Raw genomic sequence first — 22,785 nt, 5'->3', positions numbered from 1 at the left:
TGTAATCTTTCTTTTATTAGGTCAGTCGTATTAGCGCTGAATATTCCATTGTGAGATGGCTAGTTTAAAGTAACTATCTTGCGATTTTAACAATAATTGATGTGGCCGACGTTGACCATTTACCATTTTATAGTTTGAGAGCTTTAACTGCCAAGCTCGTCCATCATCGCCAAGAATAGTACCGCGATAGAAGTTGCCTTGATCATCAAGGGTAACATCGGTGGCATTGTTGACCTTGCCTGTTAACCAAGCAGGAATATCATTAACTGGAATATGCCAGCGGGTGAGTCGATAAATGAGTTCTTGCGCGTTGCGGCCACGGTAGGTTTCATCGCTGGTGGTAATAGTAACTTGATGTTCATCGCCGTTAATGTTCATTAAGGATATGCCAAATAAGGTATAGAGATTCACTTCGTAGCTATCATCAATCTGCGACCAATGCATCTTAGCGGCATTTTTTTCTTCTGGGGTTTTGATGGCAAACTTACCATTGAATTGCCATTGTTGCTGATTGCTAGCAGATGCGTCTGTAGGCGTATTAAAAGAAGCACATCCGGTCATGGTTATGGCAATGAATAATAATAGTAATCGTTTGAACACAGTAATTTGCTAGAAAATTTGATTTAGGTAGGAATAAGAGTAACTTCTTTTTCGATAGTTCACTACAGATCCTTTTAATTCACTGATGCTTTCATGTAAAATTCGCCGTTATCAAATTGTCTAACGTATTTTCGAATTATATAAATGTCTTTAGTTGCCTTGGGTATCAATCACAAAACTGCCTCGGTTGAGTTGCGCGAAAAAATCGCCTTCTCGCCAGATCAGATGGTGGAAGCCCTAAAGCAATTACGCCTAATTAGTAGCGACAGTGAAGCGGTTGTTGTATCGACCTGTAATCGCACTGAGCTGTATTGTCACCTAACATCGCCGCAGCAATTAGTGGATTGGCTGAGTGATTTTCATCAAGTTGATAAAGGCGAGCTAGAGCAGAGTTTATATATTCACGAGAATGTGCAAGCGGTTAATCATCTAATGCGCGTCGCCTGTGGCCTAGATTCATTAGTGTTAGGCGAGCCGCAAATTCTTGGTCAGATCAAACAGGCCTATAGCACGGCGAAAACCGCTGGTGCTATTGCCATTACACTCGATAAATTATTTCAGCGCACCTTTTCGGTCGCTAAGCGTGTTCGCACCGACACAAGTATTGGTGCTAATGCCGTTTCAGTAGCTTTTGCGGCGGTGAGCTTAACTAAGCAAATTTTTGGTGAGCTGGATAAAACCAATGTGTTGCTGATTGGTGCTGGTGAAACTATTGAGTTGGTAGCTAAGCATTTGTTAGACGCTGGCGTCACTAATATCACCATCGCTAACAGAACGCTTGCCCGCGCGCAGACGATGGTGGATGAACTAGGCGGTGAAGCTATTACATTGGCACAAATTCCCGACCATTTATCGCAAGCTGATGTTGTGATTTCATCTACTGCCAGTACCTTGCCTATTTTAGGTAAAGGCTTAGTGGAAAGTGCAGTATCTAGCAGAAGACATCAACCTATGCTGTTAGTCGATATCGCCGTACCACGCGATATTGAAGCGCAGGTAGGGGATTTAGACGATGTGTATTTGTACACTGTTGATGACTTACAAGGCATTGTCGAGCAAAACATGGCATCACGCCGCGCAGCTGCTGATGAGGCCGAAGTTATTGCCAGTGAAGAAGCCCAAGAGTTTATGGCTTGGACCAAATCACTCCATACAGTCGACCATATTAAGCAATACCGTCAGAGTAGCTTGGCGTCTAAAGACGAACTGTTAGAAAAGGCAATTGCTAAGTTGGCGCAAGGTAATGATCCTGAGAAAACATTAATCGAGCTCGCCAATAAGCTCACCAATAAATTGATTCATCATCCAACTCGTGCCATGAGTAACGCGAGCCTTGCCGGTGATATCGATTCACTAAATATTATTTCCAAGGCACTAGGTCTTGGCGACGATAACTAATACAATAGTCGGTAATTAAATTTTAAGCGCGGGTGATAATTATCACCTGCGTTGTTATGTTATAGAGAATTATATAAATGAAACCAAGTGTTTACGCTAAGCTCGAAGGGCTACAAGAGCGTCATGAAGAAGTAGAAGCGCTGCTTGGCGATCCAGAAACTATCGCCAACCAAGATTTATTCCGCGCCTTAAATCAAGAATATTCAAAATTAGGCCCGGTTATTGAAGCGTTCAATAACTACAAACAAGCACAAGAAGATTTTGAATCGGCGCAAGAGATGTTAAAGGACGATGATCCTGACATGCGTGAAATGGCGCAAGAAGAGTTTAAAGAAGCGAAAGCTGCTATCACTGAAATCGAAGACGAATTGCAAATCCTATTACTGCCAACCGATCCTAACGACGATCGCAATGCGTTTTTAGAGATCCGAGCGGGCGCTGGTGGTGATGAGGCGGCTATTTTTGCTGGTGATTTATACCGTATGTACAGCCGTTATATTGAAGCAAAAGGCTGGCGCGTAGAAATCATTAATATGAATGAGTCTGAGCAAGGTGGCTTTAAAGAGATCGTCGCTAAGATTTCTGGTGAAGGCATTTATGGTCGTATGAAATTCGAATCTGGTGGTCACCGTGTACAACGTGTTCCTGAAACAGAATCACAAGGCCGTGTTCATACTTCTGCTTGTACTGTAGTGGTTATGCCTGAAATTCCAGAAAGCGAAGCCATTTCAATTAACCCAGCAGACCTAAAAGTCGATACCTTCCGCGCATCTGGCGCTGGTGGTCAGCACGTTAATAAAACCGATTCAGCAATCCGTATTACGCATATTCCAACTGGGACTGTGGTTGAGTGTCAAGATCAGCGCTCGCAACACAAAAACCGTGCGCAAGCGATGTCTGTTCTAGCATCACGTCTGCAACAAGCGGAAGATGAAAAACGTCGTTTAGAAGAAGAATCAACACGTCGCTCGTTAGTGGCTAGTGGTGATCGCAGTGAGCGTATTCGTACTTACAACTTCCCACAAGGCCGCGTCAGTGATCACCGTATCAACCTAACGCTTTACCGTCTTGCTGAGTTTATGCAAGGTGAGTTAGACCTTGTTGTTGAGCCACTACTTAACGAACAACAAGCAGATCTGCTTGCTGCGTTATCGGAAGAAAACGCGTAAGTGTCTCAGCCTACCATCGAGCAATTGCTCAATACGAGTAGCGCGCAGCTTGTCCATAGCGATAGCGCGTTACTCGATGTTCAAATCCTTCTCGCTCACGTTCTCAATGTTTCCCGCAGCTACTTTTATACTTGGCCGGATAAATTTGTTGAAGCACAGCACTTAGTGCAGTTTAACGCCTTATTTGAGCGCCGTTTGTCTGGCGAACCCATCGCCTATATTGTTGGTGAGCAAGAGTTTTGGTCATTGCCATTTAAGGTGAGTCCTGCAACCTTGATCCCGCGACCAGATACTGAAGTCTTAGTTGAAACTGTGCTAAACCAAGTATCTGAGAATACAGCAAAAGGGATCGACTTAGGCACAGGGACGGGGGCAATAGCACTAAGCCTAGCGCATGAGATGCCACAATGGACCATGCTGGGCCTTGATTACAGCGAAGATGCTGTAGCGCTGGCTGAGTCCAACCGCCAACATTTGCAATTAGCTAACGCGCAAATTATTCAGTCTGACTGGCTAAGTAAGGTTGATGATTCTTGGCTGGGACAGTGCGATTTTATTGTGTCGAATCCCCCTTATATCGATGAAAACGATCCGCATTTATCGCAAGGTGATGTAAGGTTTGAGCCAAATTCAGCATTGGTTGCTGCCAATAATGGCCTACAAGACTACATTGATATTTTGACCAATGTTAAGCCCTATTTAAAAACTGGCGGTAAAGTGTTTTTTGAGCATGGTTTCGAACAAGCTAAGGCGCTACAAGAGCTATTTAAAGCTCATGGCTTTAGCAACATAGAAACAGTTGTCGATTACGGCGGCAATGATCGCGTTACTTTCGGTCAGGTTATTTAGCTTTTTTGTTAGCCATCTAACGGTTTTATAGCTACGCTTAATTTAATGCAAATTAAGTGGAGTAGCTATGGACGACTTTATCTTCGCTGAAGAACAAGAAGACGAAATCCCAAGTGATGACGGCCTAACTTGGAAACTGCTAATAGTTGACGATGAAAAAGAAGTTCATGCCGTCACTAAATTAGCTTTGCGCGACTTTGAGTTTTTGGGGCGAAAAGTTGAGTTTATCAGCGCCTATAGCGGTGAAGAGGCTAAGAAGATCATCGATGAAGATCGCGATATCGCGGTTATTCTGCTAGATGTCGTGATGGAAACAGACGATGCGGGGTTACGGGTTGCCCGTTACGTTCGCGAACAAGCGAAAAATCACATGGTGCGTATTGTACTGCGTACTGGCCAGCCGGGCCAAGCACCTGAGCGCGATGTCATAGTGACCTATGATATCAACGATTATAAATCTAAGACGGAACTTACTTCACAACGCCTTTTCACTACTATTGTTGCTTCACTGCGATCATATCGCGACCTAGTTTCTATCGAGTCTAATCGCCAAGGATTAGAACGGGTCATTACCGCATCGAGTGACTTGTTCTCTACTCACACCATGAGCCCATTTGTACACGGCTTATTAATGCAACTTAATGCTATTTTTAACCACGCTGATAATGCGTTTGAATTGAGTTCTTTTGTGGCGGAATTACACGCCAGTCACGCCTGCGAAAGAGAGTTGACTGTAGTGGCTGCGCAAGGGGAGTTTGCTGGCACTGAAGGTGAGCTGGTCGCAGACATTATGCCTAAACCGCTAAAAGAAGTGTATCAACAGGCGCAAGAGACTAATCAGCTGATATTTGGTGATGGCTATATTCTTTACTACAGCTCCGATCCTGAACAGTTTTCAACACTAGTTTTTATTTGCGGTATTCCCGACGATATTAATGCTCATGACAAACATTTAATCGAATTGTTCTCCCGCAATGTGCAAATTGCCTATGACAACATTCTTTTAAGTCAAGAGATTGAAGATACACAACGTGAGATTGTTTATCGCTTAGGTAACGCTTTAGAAACTCGCTCTAAAGAAACTGGGCATCACCTCAAACGCGTCGCCCACTTTTCTGCGCTGCTAGGCCGCTTAGCTGGCTTAGATGAGCAAGACGTAGTAACGCTGCGCCTTGCGGCTCCACTTCATGATGTTGGAAAAATCGGTATTCCAGATTCTGTATTAAATCATCCAGGGCCACTTGATAATGAGCAATGGGAAATCATGAAGACACATGCGCAAATTGGTTATGATTTGCTGCATGATTCGCCGCGTAAGGTACTTCAAACGGGCGCAATTATTTCATTAACTCACCATGAGAAATGGGATGGTAGCGGTTATCCCAAAGGGCTTTCTGGTGAGGATATTCATATTTATGGCCGCATTGTGTCATTGGTTGATGTGTTTGATGCCCTCTATCATAAACGTTGTTACAAGCCGGCATTTGAAGCGGATTTTTGTACGCAATACATTACGGATAATAGCGGTATTGCCTTTGATCCAACGCTCGTGGATTTATTTATGGTAAACCTTGATAAGTTTATGGATATTCTCGAACGATTCCCTGATAAATAACGCGGTGTGCAATGACGTTTTTTTAGTCTGTTAGTTGTGCACTTGGTGTCATTTTTGAAATTGAGATTCGCATTATGAGTTAAAGTGCGTAAAATATTCGCAACTCATTTATGCGGATTTTTTCAATGGAAAATTTATACCTGCCAATTAAGCACCTTCACATGACTCTTGTTGCCTTTAGCGTACTATTTTTCGTTATTCGCGCTGGCTTGATGTTTATGAAGAAACCTATTCATGACAAAAAGTGGGCGAAGATGACTTCGCGTATCGCCGATACTTTCTTACTCGTTTCTGCCATCCTGTTATGTACCATCATTAGTCAGTATCCGTTTGCTGACAACTGGTTGACTGAAAAAGTGTTGTGTTTAGTGGCTTATATTATTCTCGCATACGTAGCGCTTTATCGCGCGCAAACCACTAAAACGAAAATTCTTACTACTGTCGGTGCCGTTGGCTGGGTGCTCATCGCAGGTAAAATTGCCGTCATGAAGCAAGCAATGTTTTTAGGGTAAGCCGTGAGTTTAGATAACGAACTCCCTAATATTCACGAAATCGATTTGTTAGAGCTGGTGCAATTTACGTCTCAGCTCAGTGATGGTGATTCGGTTTCTGAAAGCGCTTACTTTCAACTCGATGAATTGCTAAGACAGGTGCGTGAAATTGCTCGCGATGAACTGTCGGCGGAAGGTCGTTGGCGACAATTCAAAGAGTTGTTTTACAACGAGTGGCAATTCACCATTAATCAAGACGATTACTTTTCGATAGAAAGTAACAACTTGTTTTACTTTCTTGAAACCCGCAATGGGAACAATGCGTTATCGACGATTTTGGTTTATCACCTGCTTAATCTATTAGAGCTAGAGCCACAAATTATCGATTTCCCTGGTCCTTTTGTGCTGCAAGTCGATGGCATCAATGGCATTAAAATCGATCCACTAACAGGCAAAGAAATGCCACGTCGTTTACTAGAAGGATTAGTGCGGGGGCATTTAGGCGATCATATTCGTTTGAGTGATGAGCATTTAGAAATTGCGACTATTAAGAATGTTAAGAAACGTTTTTTAGTCAGCTTAAAACAAGCGTGTTTACTCGATGAAGAGTATGATGTTGCATTATTGCTTAGTGAGTTATTGCTGACCTTATTGCCTAAAGATCCAAACATTATTATGGAACGCGGCTTTATATTACAGCAGCTCGACTATGCTACGGGGGCGATGGAAGACTTCTCTTATTTTGTTGAGCAGTGTCCAGAGCACCCTAATAGTGATGTGTTAAAAGTTCACATCGATAAATTAAAAGACCAAGCAATTATCATGCATTAAGCGTGGCTATTGCTCAATAACAAGAATAAGAGGTTAATCAATGAATACCGCATTAATTACCAATGATGCAGTGGTACTTGGCTTGCTCGCCACCATTCTCGGTGGTGTTTTCTACGCAAGTAACCATCCAACGTTTAAGAAAATATTCACCTATGTTCCTGCATTGTTGTTTTGTTACTTCCTTCCTTCATTACTAAACACCTTTGGGATTGTTGATGGTGATGCATCTCAGGTGTATTACATTGCGTCACGTTATCTCTTGCCAGCTTGTTTAGTATTGCTTCTACTTAATTTAGATTTGAAAGCTATCTTTAATCTCGGGCCTAAAGCCGTGATTATGTTTTTAACCGGAACACTAGGTATCGTGATTGGTGGTCCAATTGCGCTACTCATTATGTCGGCCGTGAGCCCTGAAATTATTGGTGTTGACGGACCAAACGCTGTATGGCGAGGAATGACGACTGTTGCAGGAAGTTGGATTGGCGGTGGTGCTAACCAAGCTGCTATGAAAGAGGTTTATGAAGTTGGCGGTGATATTTTCTCGGCAATGGTAACCGTTGATATTATTGTCGCTAACGTTTGGATGGCGGTAATTTTAATTCTGGCGGGCAATGCTAAGAAAATTGACGCAAAGACGGGCGCGGATACATCAGCAATTGATGCTTTACGTGAAAAAGCTGAAGCTTACAAAGCTGCTAATGATAGAAATCCATCGTTAACTGATTTAATGCTAATTGTTGCTATAGGTTTTGGTTTCACCGCTTTGGCGCATATTTTTGCTGATACTGTAACGCCTTATTTTGTTGAAAATCATCCTGAGCTAAAGAAGCTAAGTTTCCACAGTAAATTCTTCTGGTTAATTGTTTCTGTTTCTATCATGGGATTGATTTTATCGTTTACAAAAGCACGTAATTTAGAAGCGGTTGGCGCTTCTAAAGTGGGTACCATATATTTGTATATCCTTGTTGCTTCAATAGGCTTACACATGGATGTATTAAAAATCTTTAATGCATTTAGCTTATTTGTATTAGGTGGTATTTGGATGTTAGTTCACGCTGTTTTGATGTTAACGGTAGCTAAACTAATTAAAGCACCATTATTCTTTATGGCTGTCGGCTCTCAAGCAAATGTAGGCGGTGCTGCGTCTGCGCCAGTTGTTGCGTCGGCATTCCACCCAGCGTTGGCTCCTGTCGGTGTACTATTAGCGGTTTTTGGTTACTTATTGGGTACCTTTGCTGCGTGGTTCTGTGGACAAATTTTACAAGTTATAGCAGTCGCTTAGGACGATAATTATGGAACAAAAAACAATTTCTGTTGGCAAGATTGATGTTGCTAACGACAAGCCGTTCACCTTATTTGGTGGTATGAACGTATTAGAGTCGCGTGATATGGCGATGCGTATCGCCGAGAAGTACGTCGAAGTGACGGACAAATTAGGCATCCCTTATATCTTTAAGGCATCTTTCGACAAAGCGAATCGCTCGTCGATTAACTCTTTCCGTGGCCCAGGTATGGAAGAGGGTTTACGTATTTTTGAAGAGATTAAAAATACCTTTAACGTTCCTTTGATTACTGATGTACATGAACCGTATCAAGCGGCGCCTGTGGCTGAGATTGTTGATGTTATTCAACTGCCAGCATTCTTATCACGTCAAACTGATTTGGTAACGGCGATGGCGAAGACTGATGCGGTAATCAATATCAAGAAAGCGCAATTCTTAGCGCCTGAAGAAATGCGTCATATCCTGACTAAGTTTAATGAAGCGGGTAACGACAAGCTGATGTTGTGTGAACGCGGTACTTCGTTTGGTTACAATAACCTAGTGGTAGACATGCTTGGCTTTGGCATTATGAAGCAAACGGGTTATCCGATTATTTTTGACGTAACTCATGCGCTACAACGTCCAGGTGGCCGTAGTGATAGTGCTGGTGGTCGTCGCGCGCAGGTTACTCAATTAGGTTTGGCTGGCATGAGCCAAGGTATTGGTGGTTTATTCTTAGAATCGCACCCAGATCCTGATAACGCGAAATGTGACGGTCCATGTGCATTGCCATTAGATCGTTTAGAAGCATTTTTATCGCAAATGAAAGCGATTGATGAAGTGACTAAATCACTGCCAGAAATTGATACTGGTAGCTAATAAAAGCTGTTTAACTAAAAAGGGCGCTATCAAATAGTTGATAGCGCCCTTTTTTATACCATTAGCGATGTTGTTAACTTAGCGGTAAAGGAGAGAGAGCGTTACAGCTAAGCTAATCGTATCTCTTATGGGTTACGCTTATGGCTTGTTGAGCTTATGGTTTATTGATTACTACGCGTCGACCATTTTTAGTAGCGATGAAGTTGCTACCAGCATACAGGCGGTAATCAGGCACAGTAACGTCTGCTTTAACTCTGATGCTGTTAACCAACTCTGACGCGTTTAACTTCATTTCTAGCTTCACCATTTTCTCAACGTCGCTTTTAGCTACTGTTGTAGAATCTTGTAACGCACTGTTAGCTGTCGCGTTTGCAGACAAAGGCAAAGCGATAGTAGCGATTACAAGGGCGAATTTAGTTAGGGCGTTCATTGTTGGTTCCTTTTATAAAGTTTGATTAATTTAAAAACAGTGTTTGTGTTAAGTGGTGATAATATAGCCGCTTAATATTGCGTCAACAAACGATAAAATATAATATTTCAGATTAGAAAAACTAATAATTAGAGAGGGCGCGGTGTCCAGAAGATTACCCCCATTAAATTCATTGCGAGCTTTTGAAACTGCCGCTAGACACTTGAGTTTTACTAAGGCTGCCGAGGAGCTTTTTGTGACGCAGGCCGCTGTTTCTCATCAAATAAAAGCATTGGAAGAACATCTTTCCATAAAATTATTTAGACGAAAAAATCGCGCACTGTTGTTAACTGAAGAAGGGCAGTCATATTTCTTAGACATTAAAGATACCTTTACTGCGCTTTCAGATGCCACAGAAAAACTATTGTCAAAAACGGCAAGTGGTTCGTTAACTGTAGCCTCACAACCAAGTTTCGCGATTCAATGGTTGGTACCGCGCTTAGCGCAATTTAGTGAATTGCATCCTGAGATTGATGTAAGGATCAAAGCTATCGATCTCGATGAAGACTTTTTAGAGGATGATGTCGATATCGCGATTTACTACGGTCGCGGTAATTGGTCAGGAGTACGAGCGGATAAACTGCGGGATGAATACTTAATTCCGGTGTGTGCACCTTCGTTGTTGACAGGTGATAATCCACTTAACAAACCGGAAGACCTCAATAATCATACCTTATTACACGACCATTCTCGTAAAGACTGGAAACAATGGTGCCGTAATGCTGGCGCAACTGAAGTTAATGTCAATCAAGGGCCAATTTTCAGCTTGTCGTCACTGGTGTTACAGGCGGCGATTTACGGACAGGGCGTAGCGCTGGGTTACAGTGTGTTTTCTCGACCAGATATCGAGGCTGGTCGTTTAGTTTGTCCTTTTGATCAAGTGTTACCAAGTAAAGATGCGTATTACATCGTTTGTGAAGATAATCAAAGTGAGCTTGGAAAAATTAAGGCGTTTCGTGAGTGGATGCTTAACTTGTTCGCCCAAGAGCAAGACAGTAGCCGCTTACCGGGGAGATTATAATGAAACTAATTTATCGATTATTGTGGGTTTTTATTGCCCTTAACGGTGCCACTTTTGTGGGATTGAATGCCTATGCCAGCCATGCCAAACGCTTTGTTGATTATCCACAGTTTTTAACGATTTTTGAAAGCGCGACGACGCAACATGCCATTCACGTATTGGCGTTGTTGGCTATCGCTATTGTTAGCTTGATGCGACCAAGTCGTTGGTTAGTGATGAGTGCGGGGTTTTTCACACTCGGCATCGTGCTTTTTAGCTATACCTTGTATCTATTTAGTGTCACTGGCGTTAAAATCGCAGGCTTTTTAACACCCATTGGCGGTGTGTGTTTTATGTTGGGCTGGTTGTCGCTTATTGGTATCGCTTTTACCAAGACATCACCTGCTGCGGAGCGAATAAATGAATAATGGGTTATTGCTGTATTGTCGTCGTGGATTCGAAAAAGAATGTGCGGGAGAAATAGATCAGCTAGCAAGTGAACAAGAAGTCTATGGCTATTGCGTGGTCAAAGATAATTCTGGCTATGTCAATTACATTACGCCTGATCTCGCCTCTGCAGACAAGTTAGCTCGTCAGATCCCATTTACTAAATTGGTATTTGCCCGCCAAATGATTGTGACTGTCGCTAAGCTTAGCGATTTACCAAGTGACGATCGCGTTTCTGCAATTTTAGCGCGCTGTGATGATCTGCCATTGTGTGGTGACATTCGAGTAGAAACACCAGATACCAACGAAGCAAAAGAGTTATTAGGCTTTTGCCGCAAGTTTACTGTGCCATTGCGCGGTGCATTGCGTAAACATGGCAGCTTAACTAAGAAAGAGCATAACAAGAAACCTGTTTTGCACTTGATGATGTTAGATTCTGGTAATGGTTATTTAGGCTATTCATATCCTGATAATAGCTCTGCCGATTTTATGGGCATTTCACGTCTTAAATTTCCAAGTGAAGCACCTAGTCGTTCAACGCTCAAGCTTGAAGAAGCAATCTTATTATTCTTGCCGAAAGACACGATTGAACAGCGCATGCATTCTGGGATGACAGGCGTTGATTTAGGGGCTTGTCCTGGCGGCTGGACCTATCAGCTAGTTCGCCGCGGCTTATTTGTTAGCGCAGTGGATAACGGGCCTATGGCGCAATCACTCATGAATACTGGTCAAGTAACTCATTTTACGGAAGATGGTTTTAAATTTAGACCTGAGAAAACTGTCGATTGGATGATTTGTGACATGGTGGAAAAGCCAATTATGGTGGCAGATTTAATGTCTGATTGGCTGATTAACGATTGGTGTCGCGCGACAATTTTCAATTTGAAATTACCGATGAAAAAGCGCTTTGTTGAAGTATATAAATGTTTGGAGTTAATCGAATCGAAATTACGCAAAGCGGGACTAATTTACAACTTGCAATGTAAGCACCTATATCACGATCGCGAAGAAGTGACTGTCTCAATTGAGCTACTTAATCGTAGAAAATAGCAACTAAAATGGCGGTGTTATATCAAATTGGTACTAGTCATCGCCATCTGAGTTATTTCCGTCTAACATATCGATATCGTAAAGGGTGTCGTACATCTCTCTCAAATTAGCCGCTGATAGTGCTAACACTAGCCATAATGTGGCGACAATAAAGATTAACCATCCAAATAAAGTCGCGTTACTGTAGTTAATACAATAGAGCGATAAACACAGTAGTAACGCCCCGATAATTCCTTTGAGAAGCATAGCATCGACTCCTTTTCAAATGTACGCTTCATATAACTATAGTCGATGTCCTGAAAAAAATCTTGAAATCTTTATCCTCCAAGGAGCCTTGAAGCTTTCTAAGTCGTGACGCAACCAAATTGAACGAACACCATTGGCTGAGACAAACACACCTTCCTTGCGTAATTCATTACTCGTTCGAACTTGGCCATGCACAGGAAATTTGATGTCATAATCTATGACAGCCTTTTCAGCTTCTTCATCTACACGATTTTTAAGATTTGGATCTCGACGGGATTTATCGATAAGCGTTTCCAAGCCAGCTCTTGATAGCGATAAAATGTGTCTATTGAGACGCCCAAAACTTTGCAAACTCAGGTAACGTTACCAGGTTCTCCGGCTAGATAAAGCAAACCTGCTTTGTGTTAATGATTGGATTGTTAGTATGAAGCATGAGAGTTACTTCTTTTTGTTTTGATTAAAGATTCAGCACCTTCATCCAAACGGGTAACTCTCAACTTTTCAAGAATAGATGTCAGATCTTATCTAAACTACTTCAGACTACACTCTAGTGATATCTTAGTTGTGTTTCATAACGGCAGACAGTTTTAACTGATTGGTGAACAATTCCTTTTCCATCACTCCATGTAAAAACTTGGTCAACACAACTTTTGACTAAGTGCTTCGTGTATATTGTATCTCGAATAAAGTCACTTTTTCCAAGAGTGCCGGGAGCTGTTATTAAAACTTTGTTTTCTTCATAATCTAAATCATAAAGAAGATGTTCAGAAATAAAGAGTTTTCCGTTTTTGCTAGTGACTTTTACCCAGCCCATTACATCTCCGTTTTTTGCTACAAACTCTATATATAAAGGGCGTTTGAGATTCTTATGGACACCTTTCAAACCACTAATTAGTAGATTAATAAGGTTGGGCTTGGCATCTATATCTAGTTCGGTCATGACTTTTTTAACAACTTTATCGTGAGAACGAGAAAATGCACGTTCAAACATAATACTATCTGCAACACCTCTTCTTGTAAGATATTGTTCAAACTCTTGTAAACCACAACTGTATTTGTTTTCACAAAGTTTATGTTTGATTGATATTTTAGTTTCTTCTATATCAAAGTTTTTGATATTTTTAGCAACAATTCTCCCATTCTCTATTATTTTTTCGAAGCGAAATTTGTATTTAATAGTTAAGGTAAATGAGTCTCCATCTTCATTTATACCGGATACAACTTCTCCTATTTGTTTATTTTCAATCTTTGTGCAAAAACTGCCTCTTTGCTCACAGCGATCCAAGCTTGCGGAAAATAGCGGAGTAAAAATACACAGAGTAAGTAAAACGAAGAATAACCTAATGACCATAACAATCTCCTTATTTGATGCAATTTATTAAGCTAGTTGTAAGGTTGTATAAAGTCAAATAGCATAGAATATTGGTACTGAGATGAACTATTAACTCTTAGGTACTTAGGATAATTATATAAGACCGTTTGAAGAGCTATGATATATACGGGACTCATTTTTAATGTTTCGTCCTGAATGTATTTAAACTTTCAGGAGATATAATAAAAATAGATGCTAAATTAGTAGGTTAAAGGGCGTAAAAGATTCTAAAAAATAAGTTTTGAGTTATTCATTAATGAGGCCAGTGATACAGTCTCTGGCCTTCCAAAAGCGTCAACTTATTTTCAGACTAAATATCAATATAAATTATAAAATACTTTTGGGCATTATAAACGATCTAACATCGCTTGAGTGAAGTCAGTTGTACCGTGCTCACCGCCTAAATCGCGAGTCGTGCGGTCACCTGAAGCGATTACATCTTTTAGTGCTTCACGGATTTTCTCAGCTTTGTCACCCATGTCTAAGTATTCAAGCATCTGGATAGAAGCCAAGATTACTGATGTTGGGTTTGCTAGGTTTTTACCTGCGATGTCTGGTGCACTGCCGTGAACAGCTTCGAAGATCGCCGCGTTTTCACCGATGTTTGCACCTGGTGCCATACCCAAACCGCCAACTAAACCAGCACATAAGTCAGATAGAATATCGCCGAACAGGTTAGTAGTTACGATTACGTCGAACTGCTCTGGGTTCATCACTAGTTGCATACAAGTGTTATCGACGATCATTTCGCTTGATTCGATTTCTGGGTAACGCTCACCCACTTCACGAGCAACCTCTAGGAAAAGACCTGACGTTGATTTTAAGATATTGGCTTTGTGTACCGCAGTTACCTTATTACGACCTTCTTTACGCGCTAGTTCGTAAGCGAAAGTAACGATCTTTTCCGCGCCTTCACGAGTGATTACACTCATTGCTTCAGCAGAAGTACCATCTTCGCTAACAACTTGGCCAACACCTGAGTACATACCTTGCGTGTTTTCGCGAATAGTAATGATGTCGATGTTGTCGTAACGAGCTTTAGTACCTTTGAAAGAAAGCACTGGGCGTAAGTTCGCGTATAAACCGAATTGCTTACGTAGGCTTACGTTAATTGAAGTAAAACCAGCACCGATTGGCGTTGTTAAAGGACCTTTAAGGGTTACTTTGTTTTTGGCAATCAAATCAAGAGTTTCTTGTGGTAATAACTCATCAGTTTCTTCTAACGCAGTTAAACCTGCTTTGGCAAACTCGTAGTTGAAGTTACAGCCAACTTTGTCGAGGATTTGTAGTGCTGAGTCGATAATGCTTGGGCCAATGCCGTCGCCCGGAATTACTGTAATAGTTGTTTGTGTCATTTTTGTGCCTATGTGTTGATGCCGATGGCTGCAATATTTTTATTGTTGAAAATAGCTTCAATTAAGCGCTATTTGCAGCGAACGGTTAAAAAAATCGCCATATTATAGCAAATAAGTGTTCGAATATTTTCGAAATTTAGTCACCAATTAGTATAAGTCTGTTACAGCTCACACATCGGTTGGCTAGTCAGCGATTGATTGATGATATTTTGTAAAGCGCTGGCTTTTACTTTGAGTTGACGCAGCTTGGCACTAAGGTGGTTGTCAGCCACTAATGCTTTGAGTGATAGGTGATGGAAGACGTGATGAGTGATGTATAGCGCTATTTCGAATGCGGCAATCAACTCACGCTCGTAAGCTGATGCGTTATCCGGTTTACTCATTGACGAAAGGGCATTAATAACATGAGCTTGCGGCGCCCAGATCTTAGCTAACGCCATGCTGATTTTTGCTTGTTTAGCGTTGTTATTGTGGCCGGCAATACTATAGGCGTGATGTAACTGACATTGGCTGATATCGGTGTTTTTTACACGCGGGCTATTGATGATTTGTCGCTCTAAATACAACGGAGCTAAATTGAGCAGCACAAAAATAGCTAATTGATGCGGCAATACTTGCTGACAGTGCTGTGCAATCAATTGGCTTGCGGCAATGGTGAAGTTGATTTTTTGCCGTAGCATCGCACTGCCAACAAAGGTAAATTGGCTGAGCTGCGACTCAAGAGCTAGGCGAGATAATAGTGGCTTTGCTTGTGAAAAACCTGCCATCTGCAACGCGTGAAAGCTGCTATTAAACTGACTGCTTGGATATTGCAGCTGTAAGTATTGGACAAGTTGATCGCCAAGAACTGGTTGGCGTGCAATTAGATCGCTTATGGTTTCTTTGTCGGGAATATGAGCATTTAGCTCGGTTAGCAGTAAGGATAGGTCATCGCTTGGCTTCAGACGCTGTGTATGGTCGCTAATATCTTCCAGTGGCTCGTCAATAAACTCATTTAAGCATTGATTGATTAAGCGCAGTGAGATGGCGCTTGGTGGTGCTGTGTAGTGTTTCTGTTTATCGATTTCATTTGTTGTGGTTTCTGAATCGAGCTGTAATTCCCCGTTCTCAATACTAAATGGGTAACAAGTGACTTCGTTGGTGTAATGGCTCACTTGGCTTACGAGGCCGTGCTGGATTTTATTAAGTTTGTAAATTAATCCAGGCAGTGGCTTATCGACTAAGGTAATTAGCTGATTAAGCAGAGCAATATCATAGTGAGCTTGATATTTTAGCAGGTAACTCAATGCTTGCTTGATGCGATAGCCCTGTCGATTGATACGCGGTGATGTGAGCTCGGTAAACTTTGCAATCAGACTCAACATTCGCATATTGGCAGTCAATTGCTGGTGGCTCACTTTGGTGGGAAAACCACTGCCATCAAGATGTTCGCGATGGCTGACTATGTCGCTTAAAGCACTCTTTTCAACGACGTGATATTTATTGAGAAACTGCGCGCTGCTAATGGGGTGCTGTTGATATTGCTTAAGTTGTTGCGGTGTGAGTTTTTGTTGTTCAAATAGTTTTTGCGATACGCCGTTTAGCAATAGGCTGATGTTCATGGTTAACGCGCTGCTAATAAGTAGCTTAGCGTGCTGACCGTGATAGTGTTGGCGATGAGCAAACTTGGCGGCGATGATGCCTTGGCAAAAAGCCTGATTAGTGTGAGGTAAATAAGCGTTAGGGAAGGTTAACGCTTGGCCCAATACGAGGTCGCTATTGTCTTCATTGAGACTAAATAACCATTCACTCAACACCAATATTTGTGCTTTAAGGCGTTTGATTGCACCTAGGGTTAATTCTTGCGTCAGTTGCTCTAACGTTGCGTTAAGCTGAGCTTGTTGCTGATGACATTTTGCTGTTAATGACACTGGCTCTTTTGGCGCATTCATAATGAGTGTTAATTTCCCGTTGGCACTGTGTAGGCATAATCGCGTAAGTTAATCCCCAATGCAATATCTTGTTTAAGCAAAACAAGTCGATAGCTAATTTGAGCTTGCTCTTTAGCTGCCAAGAGTTTGGTGAGTGTTTTATTGTCGGGATCGCTGTGTGAAAAGGCGGTTTTTAGATCGCCAAACTCAGACAAAATCGTTAATGCGGCTTTAGGACCTAAGCCGCTTACACCAGGGATTTTATTACCGCTTTGACCGACAATGGCCCAGTAATCTAATAGTTGTTGTGGTCTGACATTAAACTTGCGATAAACCTGCTCGTGATGCACCCATTGACCCGCAAAGTGGTCCCAAATATTTATTCCCTGCGGAATCAATTGCCAAAATCCGCTATCGGTAGAAATGACAGTGCATTGGTTTTTGTGCTGGCTAACCTTGTGAGCAATGGTGGCAATAATATCATCGGCTTCATCGTGAGCAGGAACAATAGAGGCGACACCCAAGGCTTGCCAACGCTCTCTTAGTGTTGGTAAGAGCGCTTTTAAGTCATCCGCCATTGGCTTGCGATCGGCTTTGTACTCGGGATAAAAAGCTTTACGCCAGTTATCACCATCTCCGTCGAATACTGCCATGATATGAGATGGGCGATGACCTTTAATTAACTTGTTAAGTGCTTGCACCGTTAAGTCGATAAGTTGCTGGCCATCGAGTTGGGCGGTTTTCGAATAGCCACGCAGCGCGCCATCGATGCGCCGAATCAGATTCAGTGCATCGATGATTACAACGTGGATGTCAGATCGTTTAGTCATCTTTAATGATGCGATAACACGGCTCATAAGCACTGCCAGGCAGCTTCATGCGACATTGGTCGACAAAACTTTGTAGCAGTACATCCATCTTTTCCATTAAGGCAATGTCGCCAGAGAGTTGATAAAGACCGTGTTTTTTAATCGCAAGGATACTTTCTTGTTTAACATTGCCCGCAACAATACCAGAAAATGCACAACGCAGGTTAGCAGCGAGTTGTTGTATGTCATCAGTTGGATGTAAATCGAGCTGACTCATGTTGTCGTGAGTTGGCTCAAAAGGTTGTTGAAATTCCACTGGAATATGCAAACTCCAATTAAAGCGATAAGAGTCTTCGCGCTTTTTGCGATAGGCGCGAACATCCGCCATGCCTTGTTTGAGTAATCGACCAACTTGCTGAGGATCGTCCACCACTATGGTGTATAAGCGCTGCGCTTGCTCGCCTAATGTGGCGCCAATAAAGCGGTCAATTTGTTCGAAATACGCCTTGCTTTCCTTTGGCCCCGTTAGCACTAATGGAAATGGGTAATCGCGATTTTTTTCATCGAGCAAGATACCTAATAAATACAGTAATTCTTCTGCAGTGCCTGCGCCGCCAGGGAAAATGACAATGCCATGACCAACACGTACAAAGGCTTCTAGGCGTTTCTCGATATCAGGCAAAATCACCAGCTCGTTAACGATTTGATTCGGCGGCTCGGCAGCGATAATAGAGGGTTCAGTTAATCCGATGTAACGTCTGTTTTCAACCCGCTGCTTGGCGTGACCAATGGTTGCACCTTTCATTGGGCCTTCCATCGCACCGGGGCCACAACCCGTACAGATGTTGAGTTCGCGCAGTCCCAGTTCATAACCGACATCTCGGGTGTATTGATATTCCACTGCATTAATAGAGTGGCCGCCCCAACAAACGACAATATTGGGATCGATAGGATCGGTAATGAGTTTGGCGTTGCGCAACCCGCGAAACACGCGATTAGTAATAAAGTGGCCTTCATCATCGGTGCTAGCGACTTGATCGAGGTAGTGATCGCTTAAATACACGATATCGCGCAACGTTGAAAAGAGATGCTCTTGAATACCTACGATAATATTACCATCGACAAAGGCTTCTTGTGGTGGATTGATGAGTGCTAACTGGGCGCCGCGTTCCCGCACTACGACTTCGATATCAAAATCTTTGTGTTTTTCCATTAAGGCATCGGCATCATCGGTTTCAATACCTGAGCAAAGTACGGCGAGGGCGCAGCGTCTGAAAAGTTGATAGTGAGTGGAGTTAACGTTTTTTTGTAAACGTGACGCTTCTATTTGAGAAAGTTGTTCTAAACTACCGCGTGGGCTAATTTTTACGATCATAGACACTCCTTGTGACTCGATTGCCAATCACAAAAAAGAAAAGGTAAGCGTTTGATTGGCTTACCTTTAACTTAGCATCATTGATGGTGATTAGTAAATAATGACCCGATCACGCCCTTGGCGCTTGGCTTGATAAAGGGCTTTATCGGCGCGATCGAAGCTCACTTGACGATTGCTGTCTGTGGCTTTGATTTTGGTTGCACCAATCGACACCGTGATTTGCACTTTTTTGTCTTTAAACTTAAACGGGATCGATTTAATTCGCTCGCGCACGCGGTTTAAGACATTGGTGATGGCATTTTGCGGTAAATCAGGAATGAGCAGCACGAATTCTTCACCGCCATAACGCGCAATGAATTCACTATCGCGGATGGAATTACTTAGCGCGCTAGCGATAACTTGCAGCGTTTTATCTCCGGCGCTGTGGCCGTAGTTATCGTTAATGGATTTAAAATGGTCAATGTCAGCTACAGCTACCCACAGCGATTGATTAGATTGTTTGGCGGCGGTGAAATTCGCCTCAAACTTCTGTTCAAGCGCTTTGCGATTTGGCAGTTTAGTTAGCGAATCTTGCATGTTAATGAGACGCTGTTCAACGAGTTGCGAATGATAAGTCGAGGCTTCTTGTTCGGTCTGCTCTAGTTTTTTAGTTAGCTTTTCGATTTGCTTTTGTTGCAGTGCAAATAGTTTCTCATCAATTACAGTTTTCTCGGCTAATGATTCTTTTAGCAAGGCCACTTCATTATTCATTGCCTTAGCATCTGATTCGTTTAGCGCTAATCTACCAGATAACTGATTGAGGTTATTGAGATTACGACTAGCGGTTTTATCCCACTGTTGATGCTGTTTTTGACCTGAGCGGTTGATATCATCAGTTTGTTGATTGATGGCTTTTAAGTCGTCAATTTCCTGTTGGATATCTTTGACAAAAAACTTCGATTGCTCTTTTTCACTGAGCATGCTCTTTAGAAGTAGGGCAATGACTTCTTCGACATTGCCTAGCAACTGCTCGGTGGTTTCAATTGAGGTTAATGCCGCCGCGAGTTCATTTAAGGCAGAATGCAGCTGGTAGTTAATATCAATGGTTTCATAAAGATGGGTCAGGTTCTCTTTATGGGTCGTGATTAATTCTAGTTGTTGCGCTTTTTCTTCACCTAATTCGCTGGCGAGTTGGGTTGATGTTTGCGCATAAAAGTCGGCGAAACTCTCAAGGTTGCCAATAATAAGCTGTAAAGAGTTGCCGTCTTCAACAGCTAATTTGGGAGCTGATGGCAATGCTTGTGATACTTCTTCTACAGTGTGTTTCTGTTGCGACTGTTCCGTCTGTTTAGCCTCAATATACTGCAATAATTGTGCTTTTAATGCGGCGCTATCAACAGTGATATCACCAAGACTATTTTCTTTAAATATGAGCTTTAACATCTCCTCATCAAACTGAGGAGATTGTTTCATTAAATACTGTAATTGAGTCAGCAGCTGTTCAAGCATAGGTGTTTTACAAAAAGTCATTATTATTGGTCATAGTGTGGCACGTTTAGCCAATCTATATCTTGATCTAATCCACTCTCTACCGTCAACATATGATTATTGATTAGTTGTAACCACTCTTTGCGCGACGGACAAGTAAACATAGTGGTGCTGCTATTTTCTTTCTCGGTGAGCATGAGCCAGTTATTTTTAGCTTCCCATGTTTGATGCTGCTTAACCGCGCTTAATGCTGTTAGCGAAAGGTTGATCATGTTTTTGGCTTGGATCAGATTTACTGCTTTATCTGTTGGTTTTCTGCTGATCCCGCCGAGCATAATACAATGCTGAGAAGCTAGGTCATTAAGTTCTTGTGGGATTAGTGTTAAGTAGTAACTAATTAGTACATCAAATCGTTGGCCAACAGATTGCTCTGCAGGAGGCGTTTTTGCAAAGACGAAAGTATCTTCACTGATCTTGTAAAGTGGTCGCTCAATAAAGCTACTTAGTTGTTCCATTAGGTGAATTTTAAACGCTTGTGCCTGTTCAATATCCATCACATCAGGTAACTGAGTTAGCAAAGGTAGTTTTAGTGCGAAAATATTACTGTGACCAATAAACTCCTTGTTAATGGTGGATAGCAATATTTGTTCATTGTGCAAATAGGTAACTTGGGTTGCTTTATCTAAATTATTTTGGGCTTTCCATCGTTTGGATAGTCGTTTGGTACGCAGATAAATCGCAAAGCAGGTAATTGCAATTGCCACCATTAAATAAAGTAATTGAGTTCTATTAGAGATACTGCGTGCTTGTTGAGCTGTGATGAGCTTTTCTGCATTCAGTTCACTTTTTACTTCATATAGGTTGGCTTTTAGCGCGGCATTATCGGTGACGGCGGATGAATTTTTTTGTGCCAGTTTCTCTTCTAGCTTTTCTTTGTCGTCATTTTGGTAAACCGAGTAGCGTTGATAGTATGCCGCAGATTTTTCGAATGCTTTAGTTTCTAAATAAGACTTACTTAAATAACGCAACGCATCAAATTCAACAGCGCGTTGATTGTGTTTAGTGGCAGCAGCTAGTGCTAATTCACCATATTTTATCGTATTTGAAAAGTCGTCTTGAGAGAAGTAAACCTCTGCGAGGCTTAGATGGTTAGACATTAAAAAGTAATTGTGTCCCATCGCTAGAAAATGTTTATTCGCGTCGAGTAAATAGTCGAGTGCAAGCTTAAATTTTTTCTGCTTTTGATAAATGAGCCCAGTGTTGTGGGTGGCGAGGGCTAAATAATGATAACCGGTTTTACCTTCTAAAATTTTTATCGAATTTAAATAGTGCACCAAGGCAGAGTTCAGATCGCCAGACTCTTCATAGGCTATAGCTAGGTTGTTATAAGCTTCCGGCAAGTAGGTGAATCTATCTAAGTACTCTTCGCGATATTTTAGAGAGCGAGTGGCGTATTCAATGGCTAAATCATAGCGTTTATTCTTGCGATAATAACGAGACAGCTGATGTAAAATATCCGCTCTGCGAGCGCTTTTAGTTGCTAGCGCTATATCATAAGACTCAATCAGTTGCTGCTCTGCTTGTTGTTGCTCGCCTGTTGCGATGTAATATTTTGCTAACTCGAGAATTGGCGTAATTAGATAGCGTCTATCTGGGGCTTTGTGAGCTAATGCGATAGCTTCTTGAATATAGGATTTAGCGCGTTCTGTTTTCTTGAGAAATAGTAATAGCGAGCCCAAGCGGTATTTGGCGACGATAGCTAGCTCTAACAACTGTTGTTGTTCTTCAATATCGCTGACGCGATTTAAAGTAGCAACTGTTTTTTCAAATACTGCTACCGAACCATCAAACTGATCGAGGCCAATAGCGGTATTCATGCTATTTAAAAACCATGCATTGGCCGTAATCACTAGCGGTGTCGAATCAACGGTTTGTTCAAGCAATTGGTCAATGGATTTTTTGGCTAATTTATACTGACCCGTTTCGTAATAATGGGCTGAAATAACTAATAGCTGCGGCAGGGTTGTATCGGAGAGGCTTTGTTGGAGCTCCGTAGCCCACTGCTTTTGTTCTTCTTTGGAAAGGGCTCGATATTTTTGAACGACAGCTTCGTCTTCTGCGAACAATAGGCGAGTCGTCACTGCATCGTCAGCTGCCGTCGCCGTAGAGGACAATAGAAAGAAAATACTGA

General features: G+C 42.0%; 21 protein-coding genes and 1 pseudogene. 11 read left to right on the top strand and 11 right to left on the bottom strand.

Going from position 1 to position 22,785, the window contains the following annotated elements; all coding sequences use genetic code 11:
• Window positions 1-30 precede the first annotated feature (30 nt).
• Window positions 31-600, bottom strand: coding sequence for a lipoprotein insertase outer membrane protein LolB (gene lolB / locus MHM98_RS07890; RefSeq protein WP_239438716.1), 570 nt, complete (start codon window positions 598-600; stop codon window positions 31-33).
• A 144-nt stretch (window positions 601-744) separates the two neighbouring features.
• On the opposite strand from lolB, the gene hemA reads away from it, so the two are divergent.
• The 8 genes from hemA (at window position 745) to kdsA (ending at window position 9,094) form a co-directional block, all read left to right on the top strand.
• Complete coding sequence (gene hemA, locus MHM98_RS07885; RefSeq protein ID WP_239438715.1) at window positions 745-1,998, top strand: glutamyl-tRNA reductase; 1,254 nt, start codon at window positions 745-747, stop codon at window positions 1,996-1,998.
• 77 nt (window positions 1,999-2,075) lie between these two features.
• Window positions 2,076-3,167 carry a peptide chain release factor 1 gene (prfA, locus tag MHM98_RS07880; protein ID WP_239438714.1) on the top strand — a complete coding sequence of 364 codons (1,092 nt, stop codon included), beginning with the start codon at window positions 2,076-2,078 and terminating at the stop codon, window positions 3,165-3,167.
• A complete protein-coding gene (prmC, locus tag MHM98_RS07875) occupies window positions 3,168-4,016 on the top strand; it encodes a peptide chain release factor N(5)-glutamine methyltransferase (protein WP_239438713.1) in 849 nt (282 codons plus the stop codon). It begins immediately after the preceding gene.
• A 67-nt stretch (window positions 4,017-4,083) separates the two neighbouring features.
• Window positions 4,084-5,631, top strand: a complete 1,548-nt coding sequence (locus MHM98_RS07870; protein ID WP_239438712.1) for a DUF3369 domain-containing protein — start codon at window positions 4,084-4,086, stop codon at window positions 5,629-5,631.
• 125 nt (window positions 5,632-5,756) lie between these two features.
• Entirely contained in the window at window positions 5,757-6,143 is a 387-nt protein-coding gene (locus tag MHM98_RS07865) for a SirB2 family protein (protein WP_239438711.1), read from the top strand.
• Between the two features lie 3 nt (window positions 6,144-6,146).
• On the top strand, window positions 6,147-6,953 hold the full coding sequence (locus MHM98_RS07860) for a tetratricopeptide repeat protein (RefSeq protein ID WP_239438710.1): 807 nt from the start codon (window positions 6,147-6,149) through the stop codon (window positions 6,951-6,953).
• Between the two features lie 40 nt (window positions 6,954-6,993).
• A complete protein-coding gene (locus MHM98_RS07855; protein WP_239438709.1) occupies window positions 6,994-8,235 on the top strand; it encodes a DUF819 family protein in 1,242 nt (413 codons plus the stop codon).
• Between the two features lie 10 nt (window positions 8,236-8,245).
• Window positions 8,246-9,094 carry a 3-deoxy-8-phosphooctulonate synthase gene (gene kdsA, locus MHM98_RS07850; protein ID WP_239438708.1) on the top strand — a complete coding sequence of 283 codons (849 nt, stop codon included), beginning with the start codon at window positions 8,246-8,248 and terminating at the stop codon, window positions 9,092-9,094.
• Between the two features lie 154 nt (window positions 9,095-9,248).
• Here kdsA and MHM98_RS07845 read toward each other — a convergent pair whose 3' ends face one another.
• Entirely contained in the window at window positions 9,249-9,524 is a 276-nt protein-coding gene (locus tag MHM98_RS07845) for a hypothetical protein (protein WP_239438707.1), read from the bottom strand.
• A 142-nt stretch (window positions 9,525-9,666) separates the two neighbouring features.
• Here MHM98_RS07845 and MHM98_RS07840 point away from each other — a divergent pair, with 142 nt between their 5' ends.
• The 3 genes from MHM98_RS07840 to rlmM are packed head-to-tail and all read left to right on the top strand — an operon-like array spanning window position 9,667 to window position 12,060.
• Window positions 9,667-10,584 (top strand): transcriptional regulator GcvA, encoded by a 918-nt coding sequence (locus MHM98_RS07840; protein ID WP_239438706.1) that lies wholly within the window; start codon window positions 9,667-9,669, stop codon window positions 10,582-10,584.
• On the top strand, window positions 10,584-10,991 hold the full coding sequence (locus tag MHM98_RS07835; protein ID WP_239438705.1) for a DUF423 domain-containing protein: 408 nt from the start codon (window positions 10,584-10,586) through the stop codon (window positions 10,989-10,991). The genes MHM98_RS07840 and MHM98_RS07835 overlap by 1 nt, the downstream gene beginning before the upstream one ends.
• Window positions 10,984-12,060 (top strand): 23S rRNA (cytidine(2498)-2'-O)-methyltransferase RlmM, encoded by a 1,077-nt coding sequence (gene rlmM, locus MHM98_RS07830; RefSeq protein WP_239438704.1) that lies wholly within the window; start codon window positions 10,984-10,986, stop codon window positions 12,058-12,060. Before MHM98_RS07835 ends, rlmM begins: the two co-directional genes overlap by 8 nt.
• Window positions 12,061-12,093: 33 nt before the next feature.
• Here the strand turns inward: rlmM and MHM98_RS07825 are convergent, their stop codons facing one another.
• From MHM98_RS07825 to MHM98_RS07785, 9 genes and pseudogenes are all read right to left on the bottom strand, one after another.
• Window positions 12,094-12,306 (bottom strand): hypothetical protein, encoded by a 213-nt coding sequence (locus tag MHM98_RS07825; RefSeq protein ID WP_239438703.1) that lies wholly within the window; start codon window positions 12,304-12,306, stop codon window positions 12,094-12,096.
• 87 nt (window positions 12,307-12,393) lie between these two features.
• Window positions 12,394-12,739: pseudogene (locus MHM98_RS07820) on the bottom strand (helix-turn-helix domain-containing protein); the annotation flags it as partial.
• 114 nt (window positions 12,740-12,853) lie between these two features.
• Window positions 12,854-13,657 carry a hypothetical protein gene (locus MHM98_RS07815; RefSeq protein WP_239438702.1) on the bottom strand — a complete coding sequence of 268 codons (804 nt, stop codon included), beginning with the start codon at window positions 13,655-13,657 and terminating at the stop codon, window positions 12,854-12,856.
• A gap of 368 nt (window positions 13,658-14,025) precedes the next feature.
• Window positions 14,026-15,033 (bottom strand): isocitrate dehydrogenase, encoded by a 1,008-nt coding sequence (locus MHM98_RS07810; RefSeq protein WP_239438701.1) that lies wholly within the window; start codon window positions 15,031-15,033, stop codon window positions 14,026-14,028.
• 161 nt (window positions 15,034-15,194) lie between these two features.
• Entirely contained in the window at window positions 15,195-16,964 is a 1,770-nt protein-coding gene (locus tag MHM98_RS07805; protein ID WP_239438700.1) for an HD domain-containing phosphohydrolase, read from the bottom strand.
• An 8-nt stretch (window positions 16,965-16,972) separates the two neighbouring features.
• Complete coding sequence (gene xni, locus MHM98_RS07800) at window positions 16,973-17,800, bottom strand: flap endonuclease Xni (protein WP_239438699.1); 828 nt, start codon at window positions 17,798-17,800, stop codon at window positions 16,973-16,975.
• Window positions 17,766-19,127, bottom strand: a complete 1,362-nt coding sequence (gene ppnN, locus MHM98_RS07795; protein WP_239438698.1) for a nucleotide 5'-monophosphate nucleosidase PpnN — start codon at window positions 19,125-19,127, stop codon at window positions 17,766-17,768. Before ppnN ends, xni begins: the two co-directional genes overlap by 35 nt.
• Before the next feature lie 90 nt (window positions 19,128-19,217).
• A complete protein-coding gene (locus MHM98_RS07790; protein ID WP_239438697.1) occupies window positions 19,218-20,579 on the bottom strand; it encodes a GGDEF domain-containing protein in 1,362 nt (453 codons plus the stop codon).
• 59 nt (window positions 20,580-20,638) lie between these two features.
• Window positions 20,639-22,768, bottom strand: a complete 2,130-nt coding sequence (locus MHM98_RS07785; protein WP_239438696.1) for a tetratricopeptide repeat protein — start codon at window positions 22,766-22,768, stop codon at window positions 20,639-20,641.
• Window positions 22,769-22,785 lie beyond the last annotated feature (17 nt).

Source organism: Psychrobium sp. MM17-31 (assembly GCF_022347785.1).
Taxonomy (GTDB): Bacteria; Pseudomonadota; Gammaproteobacteria; order Enterobacterales; family Psychrobiaceae; genus Psychrobium.
This window is presented reverse-complemented; position numbering and strand designations above follow the sequence as displayed.